This is a genomic window from Streptomyces sp. NPDC028368 (assembly GCF_055565615.1).
This window is the reverse complement of record NZ_JBVHTY010000016.1, coordinates 135,608-151,566: the sequence shown is the minus strand read 5'-3', so window position 1 is coordinate 151,566 and position 15,959 is coordinate 135,608. Positions and strand designations below refer to the sequence as shown.

14 protein-coding genes are annotated in these 15,959 nt (G+C 72.1%); 7 read left to right on the top strand and 7 right to left on the bottom strand.

Features of this window, described 5'->3' with window-relative positions; genetic code table 11:
• Positions 1-48 precede the first annotated feature (48 nt).
• Positions 49-1,641 carry an alpha/beta fold hydrolase gene (locus ACZ4S3_RS31410; RefSeq protein WP_467940272.1) on the bottom strand — a complete coding sequence of 531 codons (1,593 nt, stop codon included), beginning with the start codon at positions 1,639-1,641 and terminating at the stop codon, positions 49-51.
• Between the two features lie 233 nt (positions 1,642-1,874).
• Here ACZ4S3_RS31410 and ACZ4S3_RS31405 point away from each other — a divergent pair, with 233 nt between their 5' ends.
• The gene (locus tag ACZ4S3_RS31405) at positions 1,875-2,207 is read left to right on the top strand and encodes a hypothetical protein (RefSeq protein ID WP_467940270.1); all 333 of its coding nucleotides are present in this window, start codon (positions 1,875-1,877) and stop codon (positions 2,205-2,207) included.
• Between the two features lie 187 nt (positions 2,208-2,394).
• Here the strand turns inward: ACZ4S3_RS31405 and ACZ4S3_RS31400 are convergent, their stop codons facing one another.
• On the bottom strand, positions 2,395-3,459 hold the full coding sequence (locus ACZ4S3_RS31400) for a glutathione S-transferase family protein (protein WP_467940266.1): 1,065 nt from the start codon (positions 3,457-3,459) through the stop codon (positions 2,395-2,397).
• Positions 3,460-3,743: 284 nt separating this feature from the next.
• Here ACZ4S3_RS31400 and ACZ4S3_RS31395 point away from each other — a divergent pair, with 284 nt between their 5' ends.
• Together ACZ4S3_RS31395 and ACZ4S3_RS31390 are read left to right on the top strand one after the other, a co-directional pair.
• Positions 3,744-4,103, top strand: coding sequence for a hypothetical protein (locus tag ACZ4S3_RS31395; protein WP_467940264.1), 360 nt, complete (start codon positions 3,744-3,746; stop codon positions 4,101-4,103).
• Positions 4,063-4,461: a hypothetical protein gene (locus ACZ4S3_RS31390; RefSeq protein ID WP_467940260.1), complete on the top strand. Its 399-nt coding sequence runs from the start codon at positions 4,063-4,065 to the stop codon at positions 4,459-4,461. The genes ACZ4S3_RS31395 and ACZ4S3_RS31390 overlap by 41 nt, the downstream gene beginning before the upstream one ends.
• A gap of 63 nt (positions 4,462-4,524) precedes the next feature.
• Here ACZ4S3_RS31390 and ligD read toward each other — a convergent pair whose 3' ends face one another.
• Positions 4,525-5,496 carry a non-homologous end-joining DNA ligase gene (gene ligD, locus ACZ4S3_RS31385; protein ID WP_467940256.1) on the bottom strand — a complete coding sequence of 324 codons (972 nt, stop codon included), beginning with the start codon at positions 5,494-5,496 and terminating at the stop codon, positions 4,525-4,527.
• 673 nt (positions 5,497-6,169) lie between these two features.
• Here ligD and ACZ4S3_RS31380 point away from each other — a divergent pair.
• Entirely contained in the window at positions 6,170-6,907 is a 738-nt protein-coding gene (locus ACZ4S3_RS31380) for an SDR family NAD(P)-dependent oxidoreductase (RefSeq protein ID WP_467940251.1), read from the top strand.
• 479 nt (positions 6,908-7,386) lie between these two features.
• On the opposite strand, the gene ACZ4S3_RS31375 is transcribed toward ACZ4S3_RS31380, so the two are convergent.
• Both ACZ4S3_RS31375 and ACZ4S3_RS31370 read right to left on the bottom strand, forming a co-directional pair.
• Complete coding sequence (locus tag ACZ4S3_RS31375) at positions 7,387-8,487, bottom strand: calcium:cation antiporter (protein WP_467940246.1); 1,101 nt, start codon at positions 8,485-8,487, stop codon at positions 7,387-7,389.
• Positions 8,488-8,580: 93 nt separating this feature from the next.
• The gene (locus ACZ4S3_RS31370) at positions 8,581-9,324 is read right to left on the bottom strand and encodes a hypothetical protein (RefSeq protein WP_467940242.1); all 744 of its coding nucleotides are present in this window, start codon (positions 9,322-9,324) and stop codon (positions 8,581-8,583) included.
• Between the two features lie 160 nt (positions 9,325-9,484).
• On the opposite strand from ACZ4S3_RS31370, the gene ggt reads away from it, so the two are divergent.
• Positions 9,485-11,302, top strand: coding sequence for a gamma-glutamyltransferase (gene ggt / locus ACZ4S3_RS31365; RefSeq protein ID WP_467940239.1), 1,818 nt, complete (start codon positions 9,485-9,487; stop codon positions 11,300-11,302).
• Between the two features lie 161 nt (positions 11,303-11,463).
• On the top strand, positions 11,464-12,933 hold the full coding sequence (locus ACZ4S3_RS31360; protein WP_467940236.1) for an amidase: 1,470 nt from the start codon (positions 11,464-11,466) through the stop codon (positions 12,931-12,933).
• 39 nt (positions 12,934-12,972) lie between these two features.
• Here the strand turns inward: ACZ4S3_RS31360 and ACZ4S3_RS31355 are convergent, their stop codons facing one another.
• Positions 12,973-13,713 (bottom strand): Type 1 glutamine amidotransferase-like domain-containing protein, encoded by a 741-nt coding sequence (locus tag ACZ4S3_RS31355; RefSeq protein WP_467940233.1) that lies wholly within the window; start codon positions 13,711-13,713, stop codon positions 12,973-12,975.
• Positions 13,714-13,888: 175 nt separating this feature from the next.
• Entirely contained in the window at positions 13,889-14,320 is a 432-nt protein-coding gene (locus ACZ4S3_RS31350; protein ID WP_467940231.1) for a MarR family winged helix-turn-helix transcriptional regulator, read from the bottom strand.
• Between the two features lie 159 nt (positions 14,321-14,479).
• On the opposite strand from ACZ4S3_RS31350, the gene ACZ4S3_RS31345 reads away from it, so the two are divergent.
• Positions 14,480-15,853 (top strand): hypothetical protein, encoded by a 1,374-nt coding sequence (locus tag ACZ4S3_RS31345; protein WP_467940227.1) that lies wholly within the window; start codon positions 14,480-14,482, stop codon positions 15,851-15,853.
• Positions 15,854-15,959: the final 106 nt, after the last annotated feature.

Sequence of the window (15,959 nt, the reverse complement as noted above, 5' to 3'; positions counted from 1 at the left end):
CGGGGGCACGTGGCCGGACTCCCGTCCCCCCTCCGGAGGTACCGCGCCTCAGTCGCGCACCGGCACCGACACATACGAGGGATCGCCCGCCGGGGAGGAGAACGTCAGCTTGGCGCCACTGGGGTTGTGCTCGATGTAGAGCGGGTCGACGGTGTCCACGACCACCGCGAGACGGTGCCCGGCCGGGACGTCGTACGCCGTGGAGAAGAGGTCCAGGTCCAGGCCGAAGGGCTTGTCCGGGGTCTTGCCGTGGAAGGTGAACGGGGCGTGGGTGACCAGCTTGCCGAGGCCGAGCGGGCCCACGTCGTAGAGGTAGGCGATGGCGGTGCCGCTCTCGGCGGTGCTCGCCACGGTGGTGTGCAGACGGGTCGTACCGCGCACCCGCTGCCCGGTCTCGTAGCGCTCGGACTGCCAGACGGCGGCCAGTGAGCGCGGCAGCAGCGGGATGGACGCCATCGGAGGCAGCCGGAAGAACTGGTCCAGCATGCTGGAGAGGAAGATCAGCCCGCCGTCGGCGCCGGAGTCGAGATTGGTGTGGATCTGCCGGCTGCCGCCCAGCTCGATCCTCCGGTGCGCGGACGGCACGTCCTTCCAGCTCGGGTAGCCCTCGTACGCCCCGGTGGAACGGGACTTGAGCAGGACCGGCGACTCGCGGTTGATGCCGTTGTCCGCGCCCTTGAGGTAGTGGTCGAACCACCGCTTGGTGTTCGTCCAGGTGTCATTGGGCAGCCCGAACAGTCCCGTCGCCTCCGCCGTCGCGTGGTCACCGGGCCGGAACTCCAGCCGCTTCGGCCCCTTCAGCTTCTCGTAGAAGGCGGCGTACTGGTTCGGCGGGAAGAGGGAATCGCCCCATGCGTTGCCGAGCATGACGGCCGCGCCATTGGCGTTGATCTTGTCGATGTAGGTGGCGGGGGAGCGCTTCTTCCCCCACGCGATCATGTCCTTCTCCTTGGCGAGATCGGACGTGAAGAAGTCCTTGAGGATGCGCTGCAGTTCGGGGCTGGGGCGGCCGGTCAGCGCGCCCGCGCCGCCGAGCATCGCCGCTGCCTGGAGGTGCTGGGTGCGGCCGCTGTAGATGGAGTCGATCAGGTTGCCCCAGCCGCTGAGCGCCGCAACCGCCTTGATCCGCTTGTCGAATGCGGACGCCAGCAGGCTGATCCCGGCCCCGTACGAGACCCCGCCCATGCCGACCTTGTGCGGATCGGCGGGCGTGTGGGCCAGCGCCCAGTCGATGACCTTCGATGCATCGGCGATGTCCTGCGGGCCGGCGGTTTCGATCTTCCCGCCCGACTGCCAGAAGCCACGCGAGTTGTATCCGACGACCACATAGCCCGCCTCGGCCAACTTCTGGGCCTGCGCCATGTATTCGACCTGCGGCATGGCCCAGCTGGTGGGCAGTACGAGGACCGGGTACCGCCGGGTTCCGTCCGCACCGGCCGGGGTGAAGACGTTCGCCTTGAGGGTGATGCCGCCGTCGCCCTTGATGTCGACGAACTTCACCGAGGGCGCGCCGGATGCGGGCGCCGATTCCACGGTCGCGGCCTGGGCGGTGGCCGGCGCGCCGGTGAGAGCCGTGGTGGCGAGTACCGCCGCGGAGACGGTGCCGATCGCGGCGCGCAAGGTCGTGCGGGAGGGCGTCATCTTCTCTGCTCCAGATCTCGATGCGAGCCGCTCGGGCGCTGTCCGAGGACAGGTGGGGCGCACGGGGCTCGAGTTGACTGGAGGGTAAGGTCCACGGCTTACCTGTGGTAACCCGTCGGTAGGTTACGGGTGGGTAACGTCGAGGAGGCGAGGGTGAGTCTCATGCCGCGGCACCCGCCCCTTGTGCGTCATGTCTGCTTGACGTCAGGTCGCCATGACGAAATGCTGGGCCCATGCTGACTCCCGAAAGCCTCGAGGGGCATTTCACCCTGCTGACCGCCACGGCCCGCTACGACGCCCTCCGGCTGCGGGACTCCCTGGCTTCCGATCCAGACGTTCAACCGCTTGGCAGGGATGAGGTGTTGGAGATGCTGGCGCTCGGTGAGGTGATCGCGCGCAAGGCGGCGTACGGCCGGCAGCTCTCGGTGCGGTCCGCTCGGGCCGCGGGCGCCTCCTGGTCGCAGGTCGGGGCGGCGCTGGGAATGAGCAAACAGGCCGCCTGGGAGGCGCACGGCCGCTGGATCGAGGAGAACGCCGGGCGCGCCGGCGGAGGTGAGGGGGAGTGAGCGGAGCGGACACTTCGCCGCGATGGAGGAGCCGGATCTCTTCACGCAGGAAGTCCGGACGTCCTTCGCCCTGTTGCGGCGCCGGCCTCGGCGCCCGGCGGGCTGACGTCCCGCCAGAGGCGGACGATCCGGGCGGCGATGGCGGTGCCCTGGCACCTGCCGGTGGCCGCCATCGGCTCGCCCAGTCCTACGGGCGCCCCGACGCAGGCACCTCCTCGTCCGCCGGTACGGGGCCCGGCGGTGTCCCGTCGCCGAACGGGCGGCCGCCCAGCTCCTCCCGGTGGTGGGGCGTCAGCCAGCCGCTGAGATCCGGGCCGAGCGGGACGATCCCGGTCGGGTTGATGCCCGTGTGCACCCGGTAGTAGTGCTGCTTGATGTGGTGGAAGTCGACGGTGTCGCCGAAGCCGGGCGTCTGGTAGAGGTCCTTGGCGTACGACCACAGCACCGGGTCCTCGGCCAGTTTGAACCGGTTGCATTTGAAGTGGCCGTGATAGACGGCGTCGAAGCGCACCAGCGTGGTGAACAGCCGGATGTCGGCCTCCGTGATGGTGTCGCCGACCAGATAGCGGCGGTCGGCCAGCCGCTCGGACAGCAGATCCAGGCGCCGGAAGACATCGCCACAGGCGTCGTCGTAATCGCTCTGTCCGGTGGCGAATCCGGCTCGGTACACCCCGTTGTTGACGTCGTGGTAGACGCCCTTCATGACCTCGTCGATCTCCTCCCGCAACGGCTCGGGGTAGAGGTCGGGCGCGCCGGGGCGGTGCAGCGCCTGCCATTCGGTCGCCAGGTCCAGGGTGATCTGCTGGTAGTCATTGGTGACGAGTTGCCCGCTGGGGACGTCCACGATGGCGGGGACGCTGACCCCGCCCGGGTAGTCCTTCTCGCGGGTGTCGTAGGCCTCGCTGAGGTAGCGGATGTCCAGTACGGGGTCGCGGCCGCCGGGATCCAGGGTGAAGCGCCAACTGCGCTCGTCCTGAAGGGGGTCGGTGACGGCGAGCGAGAGCGCGTCCTCCAGGCCGAGCAGCCGCCGCGCGATGACGGCCCGGCTCGCCCAGGGGCAGGCGCGGCTGACAACGAGGCGGTAGCGGCCGGGCTGCACGGGCCAGCCGTCCCGGCCGTCCGCCGTGATGCGGTCCGCGAAATGGCTCCGTGAGCGCTTGAACGGCTTTCTGCCGTATACGGCGTTGCCTTCCGCGGCGGCGCCGCCGTCATCGCCGTGGTGGTTGCCGTCGTCGTGGGTGGGGCGCGCCATCGCCGGCTCCTTCCTGTGTGCTCTCCGTGGGTGGTGGCTGTGGTGCTCTGTGCGTGCTCTGTGCGTGCTCTGTGCGTGCTCTGTGCGTGCTCTGTGCGTGGCGAGCCTTCCCCGTTCGCCGGGCCGTGACGCGATCCCGTACAAAGAGATATGTCCGGGAATAGTGTTATGGAGGTTGGGATTTGATGCCGAGTGATATTCGTTGGCCGGCGGTCATTCAAAGTTTTACGAAGGGCGTAATGGCCACTTACCGGTAACCCGGGAGCCGCACCTGGAATCGGCCGATGATCAAGAAACTATTCGGCGTCGTCATAGCCGGCGCCGCGCTCATCGCGCCCACGGCGACCGCCCATGCCGCATCTGCGGCCGACTGGCAGCGGGTGGGTGACGGCATCACCTCCGGAATCAGCGGAATCGTGGTCGACGGCCGGGACGGTGACGCGGTGGACACCCTCGCCGTCCGTGACAACAAGAACCCCGGCGAGAACCGGCTGGTTGCAGTGCGCTACCGCCCGGCCCACTGCACCTGCTGCACTTGCGGCTTGGCTGGCCGGCAGCGGTACGACGTACCGCATTCACGTGGAAAAGGGCATCGCTCACGCCGTGAGCGCATTCCAGCTGCCCGGAATTACCTCGGACGGTAACTACGAGGGATTCGCGCTGACCGCGACGAAGGGCGAAAGCGTCGCCGTCTGGGCGGACCGGGGGCAGGATGGCCGGCCGGCGAAGCTGACCACCGCGAAATGGGATCCGGCCACCAATGACTTCGGCAAGCGCGATTCCGCGGAATTCAGCGCGCCGTATCCGGCCGAGGACGTCCGGCACATCTCGGATGTCAAGATCTCGGCCTCAGGTGAACTGACCGTGTCGTCCGCATCGGACCCGGGCGACGACGGTCCGTATCACGGGAAGGGGTCCTGGGCACGGACGAGGAGAACGGCGGCGGATCCATCGCCGCCGCCGAGTTCTGCAGCCCGTGAAACGGCCATGAGCCTCGCGTGAGACGAGGCACCGAGGGGCAGCCGTCCCTGCCTCGCGGTTGCCGGCCCATGGCGTGAGGCGACCTCACCCGAGGCGCGTCAGATCGGGGCGCAGCCGGTGCCAGATCGGGTGCCGTAGCCGTCCCCCCGAGGTCCAGCCGGTGAAGGTGACCTCGGCGATGAGCCGGGGCTCTGCCCAGTGGGCGCCGGTCACGTCCACCGGGTTGGTGAAGGGGGAGTGGCCCAGAGGGATCACCCCCAGATATTGCGCGAGATCCCGCCGCTCCCGGTCGGACAGGCCCGAGCCCACGGAGCCGACGTACCGCAGCCCGCTCGCTTCCTCCACGCCCGCCAGGACGGAACCCGGGAGCCCGGTGAGCCCGCCGTGACCTTCCGTCCAGCCGCCGATGACCACGTCGAGCGTCACCAGATGCTTGGTCTTGCGCCACTCGGGTGACCGTACGCCCGGCGTATACGGCGAGGTCAGCCGCTTCGCCACCACACCCTCGATGCCGCCCCGCAGCGACGCCTCCCATGCCTGCTGCCCATGGCCCTCCACATGGGCCGGCACCGACCAGTTCGCGCCGCGCAGGCGCAGCTGGGAGAGGATGGCGCGGCGCTCGTAATACGGCGTCCCGAGCAGCGACCGGCCCAGATACATCACGTCGAAAAGGACGAGGTGAACCGGGTATTCCATGGCCAGCCGGGCCGTGCGGCGCGGGTTCACCACCCCCATCCGGCGCTGCAGCAGCCCGAAATCGGGCCGCCCCCGCGCGTCCAGCACCACCACCTCGCCGTCCAGCACCGCGGGCCGGCCGCGCAGCTGCGCGCCCAGCGCGGCGAGCTCGGGGTAGGTCGTGGTCGCGTCGTTCCCGGCCCGGGTGGCCAGCCGGACCGTGCCGTCCCCCGACGTGCTGACGACGCAGCGCGCACCGTCCCATTTGGCCTCGAACGCCCACAACGCCTGCTCGTGCTCGGCGGGCAGCGGGCCGACGGTGGCCAGCATCGGCCGGACCTCGGGATACGGCGAAAAGCCAGGCTCATCGGTCGGGGCCATATGTCGATGATCGGGCGATACGGGGCCTGGGGCCAGGCGGGGCCAGGCGGGGCCGTGCGGTGCGGGCTCCGCACGTCCGGCACGTCCGGGCAGCCTCTGCGGGGAGCCGACGCGCTGCCGGGCACCTAGGGCCGGTGGTGCCCCGCCATGCCGCCCCGGGAAAGGGGCGGCATGGCAGAGCGCATCGGACACTCAGCATGGAAAACCGGATTCTCCTGCGCGGCATGTCCAGGCGGGGAGACGGGTGGTTTTCCCGGCGCGCTCGGGTGGTGAGGTGCCTGCCCGCCTGCCCGGCGAGATGCCTGCCCGCCTGCCTGCCCTGTGTTCGCCCGCCCCGCGCCCGCCCGCGTCAGGCGCCGCCGGCATCATGCGCCCTCGCGGAACACCAGCAGATAGCGCCAGAAAGGCAGTCGGCGGATGCCGGCTCCGGGAAGCAGCGGAGTCGTAGTGCCGGGAGGGGAGTTCGAGCTCGGTGATGTCGGCGTGCTCGTAGCGGGGGAGCGGGGCGCCCGTCCCTGACGGTGACCGGGCGGCTGGTGACGGTGCAACCAGGCCAGGTCACGCGCACATACGATCACTTCTGATCATCACGGAGCAGGATGCCAAGGGCGGTCAACGACTGTCGAGGCGGTCAAGGACCGTCGAGGCTGTTGAGGAGAGGCGGGGATTGCGGATGAGTCGGGCGGTGTTGGTGACGGGTGCCTCGCGGGGCATCGGCCGCGCGGTTGCGGAGCGGTTTGCGGCGGCCGGAGACCGGGTCGCGCTGCACTACGCGTCGCGTCGGGAGGCGGCCGAGGAGGCCTTCGCCGGATTGGCGGGGAGCGGGCACATCCTGGTCCAGGGAGATGTGCGGACGCCGGACGGCGCGGCGGAGATCGCCGAGGCGGCGGTGGACGGGCTCGGCGGGATCGATGTGCTGGTCAACAATGCCGCAGCGAATGTGGCGCACCCGTTGGACCGTACGTCGTTCGAGGAGTGGCAGGCCGCCTGGCGAGGGATCGTGGACGTGAATCTGCTCGGGGCGGCGCACATCAGCTACTGCGCGGCGCGGAACATGATCGAGCGGGAGGTGGCGGGGCGGATCGTCAACATCGGATCGCGGGGCGCCTTCCGCGGCGAGCCGGATCATCCGGCCTACGGCGCGTCCAAGGCGGCGCTGCACGCCATGGGCCAGTCGCTGGCGGTGCATCTCGCGCCGTACGGGATCGGCGTCGCCTCGGTCGCGCCGGGGTTCGTCGGGACCGAGCGGGTCGCGGACCGTCTCACCGACGACGTCAGGCAGCAGAGCCCGTTCGGCCGGGTCGCCACACCGCAGGAGGTGGCCTCCGCCGTCCACTACCTGGCCTCGCCCGACGCGGTCTGGTCCTCCGGCGCGGTGCTCGACGTCAACGGGGCGTCGCACCTTCGGTGAGGTGGGTGGCGGGTGAGGCGCGACGGGCGCCCGCGGCAGTGCACCGCAAGCCCCGGAAAAGGGGAAGCCCCGGCCGAACGGGGGATTTCGGCCGGGGCAGCTTGGGGGTGGAGGCGTACGGAAAAGTGTTTCCGCGCCGTCTCCAATTGAACGATAAACCATTGGCCGGCGTTGCCGCGGCGGAGCCCCGGGTGACAGTCGTCACCCATGGCGGCCGCGGCCGCGGCGTGCGGTCGGCGCGCCGGGTGACGTGCAGGGATATGGGGACGTGCAACCGCGCGGTGCGCGCCCTGCCCGCCTTCAGGCCTCGATACGGATCGGCCGGTACTCGCGGTCCAGCAGCCGGGGCAGCTACCGCCGCAACGCCGTAACGGTCCGGGCGCGATCGCCGCCGCCGCACGCGGCCACCGCCTCGGGCCGCAGCCACACCCCGGGGCGAGGGGTTCCGCGCCCGTTCGGCCGGGCCGTGGCCGGGGGCGTCAGGGGCTGACCGCCAGCACGATGTACGCGGCCAGCAGGGCCAGATGGACGCCGCCCTGCAAGGGTGTGGCACGGCCGGGGATCACCGTCAGGGTGCCCACCATGACGGTGAGGGCGAGCAGGACCATATGGGTCGCGCCGAGGCCCAGGTAGAGGGGGCCCGTCAGCCAGATCGAGGCGACCGCGACCGCGGGGATGGTGAGGCCGATGCTGGCCATCGCCGAGCCCAGGCCGAGATTGAGGCTGGTCTGTACGCGGTCCCGGCGCGCGGCCCGTACGGCGGCGATGGTCTCCGGCAACAGGACCAGCAGGGCGATCACGATGCCGACGACGGAGGACGGCAGGCCCGCCGCGGCCACACCGGACTCGATGGTCGGCGACACCGCCTTGGCCAGCCCGACCACCGCGATCAGGGCCAGCGCCAGCAGACCGAGGCTGACCATCGCCGTCCGGCGGGACGGCGGATCGGCGTGCTCCTCGCTGTCGATCACCTCGCCGGACGCCGTGACGGGCAGGAAGTAGTCTCGGTGCCGGACCGTCTGGGTGGTGACGAACATGCCGTAGAGCACCAGCGCGGCGAGCGCGGCGAAGACCAGCTGCGGGGTGGAGAACCGCGGCCCCGGCGTGGTGGTGGTGAATGTCGGCAGGACCAGGCTGAGACCGGACAGCGTTGCGACGGTCGCCAGCGCGGCGCCGGTGCCCTCGGCGTTGAAGACGGCCACCTTGCGCTTGAGGGCGCCCACCAGGAGACACAGTCCGACGATGCCGTTGCAGGTGATCATCACGGCCGCGAAGACGGTGTCCCGGGCGAGCGCGGCGCTCTTGTCGCCGCCGTCGGCCATCAGCGTGACGATCAGCGCCACCTCGATGATCGTTACCGCGACCGCCAGTACCAGGGACCCGAACGGCTCGCCCACCCGATGGGCGATCACCTCGGCGTGATGCACCGCGGCCAGCACCGCTCCGGCCAGCAAGCACGAGACCACGACGACCAGGGCGACCGGCAGCGACCGGCCCCACGTCACGGCCAGCAGGATGACCGCCAGGACCGGCAGCACACCGGTCCAGTGCAGGACGATGGCACGCAGGCTGGCGATCATGCTTCCGAGCTTCGCAGATCCCCCTGGCGGCCGCCCGCCGAGCGTGCCCTCTCCGTGAGCGTGCCCTCTCCGAGCGCGCCCGCCCGCCGGGCGTCAGGCCGCCGCCCGGTGCCCCTTCGGCTCGGCGGCCGTGATCGCGGCCTTGGTGACATCCGCGACCAGCTCGACGACATCGGGCCCGTACGCCTGCGAGTTCACCACCTTCAGCAGCAGCGCGAACTGGCCCCCGGCGCCGTGCTTACGGGCCAGCCGGGCCCGGTTGCGTACGAGGTGGCGCACCGCGGCCCGATGGGTGACCGGGCGCTGACCGGCCGCCAGGAACACCGGCCGGTCGCCCTCACCGGCCGTCAGCCGGGCCAGCAGGACGTACTCGGTCGCGCCGGGCTCCATCCGGTACGCCGTGCCGCCGATGGTGAAGGTGCCGCGGTCGGCGCCGGACTCGTCGCCCGGATGCACCGCGACGCCCGGCAGCAGATTGGCCATATGGGCCGCCAGGCGGCGGTGCGCGGTCGGGTCGCCGACACAGAACTCGGTGCGCGCCCCGAAGCCCTGGAGACCGGTGTCGTGCGGCGCGACCTCCGGGTGCGCCCCGCAGTTCTCGATCACCGCGGCCAGCCCGAGCAGCGCCAGCGCGTCGTGGCGCGGGATGCTCCAGTGGGCCGAGGCGCTGTCCCGGTGGGTGACCAGCACGCACTCCGAGCCGTCCGGCAGGCCGAAGAAGTTCTGCTCGCGGGTCACCTTCCGGCGGGCCGCCGCCGATTGCACGGCCCAGCCGGCAGCCAGGCCCACAGCGAGGGCCGCGACAGCCACGGTCAGGAGCAGCAGGGTGTCATCCATGGCGGGGGAGCGTAGCGGCTGCCCGGGTGTGTGTTCGAGGGCGGGCTGGTGGCTGGGCCGGCTTGTCCCGCTATGCCCTCTGCCGAGGGGCCGCGTCCGCGAGTAGGCTCCGGGCCCCTACCGCCCCCCCGATGCGTACGCACTTGGAGGACAACCCGGTATGCCGAACGCCCGACGTCTCACTGTCCTGGGGGCGGCCGCCGCGCTGGCCGGCTCCCTGCTGACGGCCCCGGCCGCCGCCCGGTCCACACCACCGCAGGGCCCCTCGCCCCAGGTGCACGCCACCCCCGCCAAGACCCCGGTCGCCGTCGGCTACGGCGGGGCGGTCTCCAGCGTCGACGCGGACGCCTCCGCCGCCGGTATCGCCGTACTCAAAAAGGGCGGCAACGCCGTGGACGCCGCGGTCGCCACCGCCGCCGCCCTCGGCGTCACCGAGCCGTACTCCTCGGGAGTGGGAGGCGGCGGCTACTTCGTCTACTACAACGCCGGTACGCGCACCCTACGCACCCTCGACGGCCGGGAGACCGCCCCGCGCTCCGCCGACAAGAACCTCTTCCTGGAGCACGGCAAGCCGATCCCGTTCGACGACGCCGTCACCAGCGGCCTGAGCGTCGGCACCCCGGGGACGCCCGCCACCTGGGACACGGCCCTGCGCAAGTGGGGCAGCCGGTCGCTCGGGCAGGTGCTGCGCCCCGCCCGGCGCCTCGCCCGCGACGGCTTCACCGTCGACGAGACCTTCCGGCAGCAGACCGCCGCCAACGAGGCCCGCTTCCGCGACTTCCCCGCCACCGCCGGCCTCTTCCTCCCCGGCGGCAAGCTCCCGGTGGTCGGCTCGACATTCAAGAACCCCGATCTGGCCCGTACCTACGGGGAGTTGGCGAGGCGGGGCGTCGGTGCGCTCTACGGCGGCGACCTGGGCCGGGACGTCGTACGCACCGTCCGCAAGCCACCGGTCCGCTCCGGCGCGGAGCGCACCGTACGACCGGGCGACCTGACCGCGCACGACCTCCGCGCCTACCGGGCCCTCGGCCAGGCGCCAACCCACACCACCTACCGCGGCCTCGATGTCTACGGCATCGGCCCGTCCTCCTCCGGCGGCACCAGCATCGCCGAAGCGCTCAACATCCTCGAGAAGAGCGACCTTTCCCGCCTGACCGAAAAGCAGTACCTGCACCGCTACATCGAGGCCGGCCGGATCGCGTTCGCCGACCGCGGCCGCTGGGTCGGCGACCCGGCGCAGGAAGACGTACCGACCCAGGGCCTGACCTCGCAGCGCTTCGCCGACTCCCGCGCCTGCCTGATCCACGACAACAAGGCCCTGACCAGCCCGCTCGCCCCCGGCGACCCGCGCCGGCCCGAACCCTGCGGCACCGCCGGCAAGGCCGCCCCGACGACGTACGAGGGCGAGAACACCACCCACCTCACCGTCGCCGACAAGTGGGGCAACGTCGTCGCCTACACCCTCACCATCGAGCAGACCGGCGGCAGCGGCATCGTCGTCCCGGGCCGCGGCTTCCTCCTCAACAACGAGCTGACGGACTTCTCCTTCGCGCCCGCCAACCCGGCCGTCCATGACCCCAACCTCCCAGGCCCCGGCAAGCGCCCGCGCTCGTCCATCTCTCCCACCATCGTGCTGCGCCACGGCAAGCCCGTGGTCGCCCTCGGCTCACCCGGCGGCGCGACCATCATCACCACCGTCCTCCAGTCCCTGGTGAACTTCCTGGACCGCGGTATGCCCCTGGTGGACGCCATCGCCGCGCCCCGCGCCAGCCAGCGCAACGCGGCGGCCACCGAGCTGGAACCTGCCCTGTGGAACAGCCCGGTCCGCGGCCAACTCGAGGCGCTCGGCCACACCTTCACACAGAACCCGGAGATCGGGGCGGCGACCGGTGTACAGCGGCTGCCGGACGGACGCTGGCTCGCGGCGGCCGAAAAGGTACGGCGCGGCGGCGGCTCGGCGATGGTGGTCCGACCGTAGTCCAGGGTCCTCTCTCACGGGCGCTGTGCCGTCCGTATGACGTCCATGTGGCCTACCGCGCGGCGTCATTGCTGGCCCCGTTGGTGCCGACTAGCCTCCTGGGACCGTTCGTCGGCAAGAACGGTCCGTTCGCAAGAACGGTCCCAGGGAGGGCGCGCACAGTGAGCGTTGACGAGAGCCGTGGCGGCGGAACGGGCCCCGGCCCGGCAGGCCGTCTCCGCACGACGGCCGGAGAACTGGAAGGGCTCGCCGAACAGGCGCGGGCACTGGCCGACGGGAGGGTGACCTCCACCGCGCTGGTACGGCGTTCCCTGGAGCGCATCGAGGCCACCCAGGGCACCGTCAACGCCTTCCGGCGGGTACGGCCCGACGCGGCGATGGCCGAGGCCGCGGACGGCGACCGCAGGCTGGCCGCCGGCGAACGGCTGCCGCTCCTCGGCGTGCCCGTCGCGGTCAAGGACGACACCGACGTGGCGGGCGAGCCCACCGCGTTCGGCTGCGCCGGGGAGTTTCCGCCCAAGGAACACGACGCCGAGGTCGTACGGCGGCTGCGCGCGGCCGGCGCGATCATCGTCGGCAAGACCAACGCCTGCGAACTGGGGCAGTGGCCGTTCACCGAAGGACCGGCCTTCGGCGACACCCGCAACCCCTGGAACCTCGACCACACCCCCGGCGGTTCCTCCGGCGGCTCGGCCGCCGCGGTGGCCGCCGGCCTGGTCCCCGCCGCGCTCGGCACCGACGGCGCGGGCTCGGTCCGTATCCCGGCGGCGTGGTCCCACCTCATCGGCATCAAGCCGCAACGCGGCCGCATCTCCACCTGGCCGGACGCCGAGTCCTTCCAGGGCATCACCGGCATCGGCCCGCTGGCCCGCACCGTCGAGGACGCGGCCCTCCTCCTGGACGTCGCGAGCGGCAACCACGACGGTGATCTGCACCGTCCGCCCGCCATCGGGGCCCGCGAGGCCGCCGGCCGCGACCCCGGCCGCCTCCGCATCGCCCTCTCCTGGAAACCGCCCATCACCTTCACCCGCAAACCGCTGCACCCGGAAGTCCGCGCCGCGGTCACCGGCATGGCCCGCACCCTCGCCCGCCTCGGCCACTTCGTCGAGGAGGCCGAACCCGACTACGGCCTGGTCGGCCTCTCCTTCGTCCCGCGCGCCACCGCCGGCGTCGGCGAATGGGCCGCCCGCGTCCCCGACCGCACCCTCCTCGACCCCCGCACCCTCGGATCCGTCCGCATGGGCCGCATCCTCGGCGGCCCCGTGCTCCGCCGCGCCCGCGCTGCGGAGCGACGCCAACAACGCCGCATCGGCGCCCTGTTCGGCCCCTACGACATCCTTCTGACCCCCACCACCGCCACCCCGCCGCCGCGTATCGGCACCCTCGCCAAACTCAACGGCTGGCGCACGGATCAGGCCATGATCGCCGCCTGCCCCTACGCCTGGCCGTGGAACGTCCTCGGCTGGCCGGGCGTCAGCATCCCCGCCGGATTCAGCAAGGACGGCCTGCCGCTGGGCGCCCAACTCCTCGGCCCGGCGCACGGCGAGCCGCGGCTGATCTCGCTGGCGGCGCAGCTGCAGGACGATCTGCGGTGGCACGAGCGCAGACCGGTGGGTCACCCGGCGCCGTAGCCGTACGCAGGCACCGGGCGTGTCGCTCCGCCGCGCAAGCTACCGGCGCGGTGCCGGCAGCCGGCGCGGTTCGAGCCGTTCCTCGACGGCCGAACCGCCCTCGCGCACGACCACGTACGCGCCCTTTCCCGGCGCTTCCGTGACGGTTTCGACGAGCTCGGTTCCCCGGTAGACCAGACCCACGCCGTCGTCGGTGCAGTGCGTGGTGGGCAGGGTGCCGTCCGCGACGAGCCGGTGCACCAGCGGGCGGCGCCCCGGGTCGCTGTCGTAGTGGACGCCGTTGCCGTACGGCAAGAAGCCGAGCGCGTCGGTGAGCGGCCGCAGTTCGGGTCCGAAGGAGTCGGTGGCGCCTCCCTCGAACCAGCAGATCGACCCCGCGCTGACACCGCTGAGCACCACACCCGCCTCCCAGGCGCGGCGGAAGACCGTATCGAGCCCGTGCACCCGCCACACCGCCAGCAGATTCGCCACCGAACCGCCCATGACCCACACGACATCCTGCTCCAGGACGGTGCCCGCCACGTCCTCGAGATTCGGCATGGGGAACAGGTGCAGCGGCGTCAGGTCGAACCCTGCTACCCGGGCCGCCTCGGTCATCCGCGCGGTGAAGTGCTCGGCGTCGCCGATCGCGGTGCCGACGTACATGACGCGGGGCCGGCGTCCGTGGACCCCGGACAGCTCGACTGCATGGTGCACCAGAGCGTCGAAGGCCACCATCGTCCGGTTTCCGATGCGGTGACCACCGGAGGTGGCGAGGATGGTGGGCTCCGAAGCGCTCATGGCGGGATCCTACTCAGCGTGATCCGCCGTCCGGCGGGCGGGCCGGTACCGCCAACTCAGGCCAGCAGCTTGAGGATTGCTTCCGTCGTGCCGGTCTCGCCGAGCCGCGGGAAGATCTTCTCCCTCCTGCTCACTTAATTGGAACGGTTGAGGAGCGAGCCGAGGAGCAGAGGCGTCATTCCTGCGTCAGCCGTCGTATCAGGTCGGTCGCGGTCGCCAGGGTGCGCTGTTCCTCCGGGCCGAGGCGTTCCTCGATGGCCACGGCGAGCCAGTTCTGCTTGGCCTGCCGTACGACCTCGAGGGCGCGGCGCCCCTCCTCGGTGAGGGAGAAGACGACCTGTCGCCCATCGGTCGGATGCGGGCTGCGGGCGAGGACGCCGTGCTCTTCCAGCGCGCTCAGGGTCATCCGCATGGACTGCGGGCGGACCAGCTCGGCGCGGGCCAGCGCCGCGGTGGTGGCCGGCCCGTCGGCGTCGATCCGGGCGATGACCGCGCGCTGGGTGGGGCTGAGCTCACCCTGGGGGGATGCGGCGCGAAGGTGCCGCATCAGCTGCCCGACGGCCGCGCCCAGGTCTGTCGCGAGGCGTTCCTGACTCTTTTCCGGCATAGCGCGAGCGTAAGAGATCAACAGACAAACTTGCAAGTTTACCTGTTGTGTGCGCGTTCTGTAAACCGTCCGTAGCGCGCCGTCGTCCTTGCCGAAACATCCAACGTGTCGAATGCGGGCGAGTGGGAGAAGTCCGCCTAGGGGGGAGAGACTCAGCCCATGTCGGGAGCTCAACTCCACGATGCAGTAGAGGAGTTCGCGTCCTTCTTGGCCGGTCTTGCGCAGCGGCTCGATCCTGCGGCCGGGTGGTACGCGGTGTTTGCGCGGCGCGACCCCGAGGGGCTGCGGGCCTGCCTGGAAGGGCGGGACGTGCCGCCGTGGGATGTGGTCGAGTCGCTGCTCTACGACCTTGCGGGGCTGCCCGGTGAGCAGGCCGCCACCATGGCGAAGGCGCGTGCCCGGCGGTTGCACGCGCAGGCGGTGGCCGGCTATGACGCACAGCCCGGCGGCCGCCCCGCACTCCAGGAGCGCCTGGAGGTCATGTTGCGCGAGCAGCGGCACGCGGCGCTGCGTGCCCGCGAACTCCAGGCCGCCGCATGGGCGGCGGCCGGCTCCCCGGAGGCGGACCGGCTGGCCGACGAGCTGGCCTGGGCGCAGGACGACCACCTCCGCGCGGGTGCCCGGACCGGCGAGCTCCGGTCCCGCCTGGAGGCCCTGAGAGAGGCCGAGGGCAGGCAGCGGGCCACCGGCGACAGGGGTGCGAAGCGGGCCACCGGCGACGGGCGCACGAAGCGGGCCAAGGGCAAGCGCCCCGCTCGCCCCCGCGGCGCCCGGTTCGCCGGGCTGGAGGAGCAGCCGGAGCCAGAGGAACAGCCGGAGCCGGAGGGGCGGACGGCGGCGGAGGGGTGGACGGCGGCGGAGGGGCGGCCGGAGCCGCAGGCGGACGAGAGTGCCCCCGCCCCGGGGCCCGCCCCCCGCGGCGCCCGCTTCGCCGGGGCGTACGGCCAGGAGCCGAGGGGTGCCGACGAGCAGGCGGGCGGCCGTACCGGCCCCGCGGCCGCCGCCACCGCCGAGGCCCGCGAGGCCGCCGCCACCGCCGTCTCCCGACTGGCCCGGCTCCGCGCCACCGCCAACGGCGGCCTCGCCCACGCCGAACTCTGCGCCGCCGCCAACCGCCCTGCCGTGGAACTCCCCCTCCTCATCGAGGAGTTGGAGCGCGCCGGGCTCGCCTCCGACGTCCCCACCCTGCTCTGGGAAGCGGCCTGTCTGCCGCCCGCCGGGCTCGCCGCGGCCGCCGATGCGCTGGCCGCCGCGGACCGTACGGCGGACAGCGCCCACCTGCTGCGGCAGGGCGTGGCCCGCCCCGTGGCGGAGGTGGCGCAGGCCGCGCTGGCCCTGCTCGACCGGGACCGGACCGCGCAGGCGCTGGAGCTGCTGGCCGCGTTCGTACGGGTCCGTACGCCGGAGGAAGCGGCTGCGGCGGCCGCCGTGGCGCCGGGTGCGCTGGGACCGTTGCTGCTGGCCGCGGCCGAGCAGGTCTCGCCGCACCGGCACGCCGACGTCGCCCATGCCCTGCGCGCCGCCCATCTGTGAATCGCGCCCCGGACGCGCCGCGCTGAGAGATGGTCTTGCCACCGTGCGTGACGGGGCTTACGGTCACCTCCACACGCGTAGACCCGCGTGGGCTGCAGGCTGACGC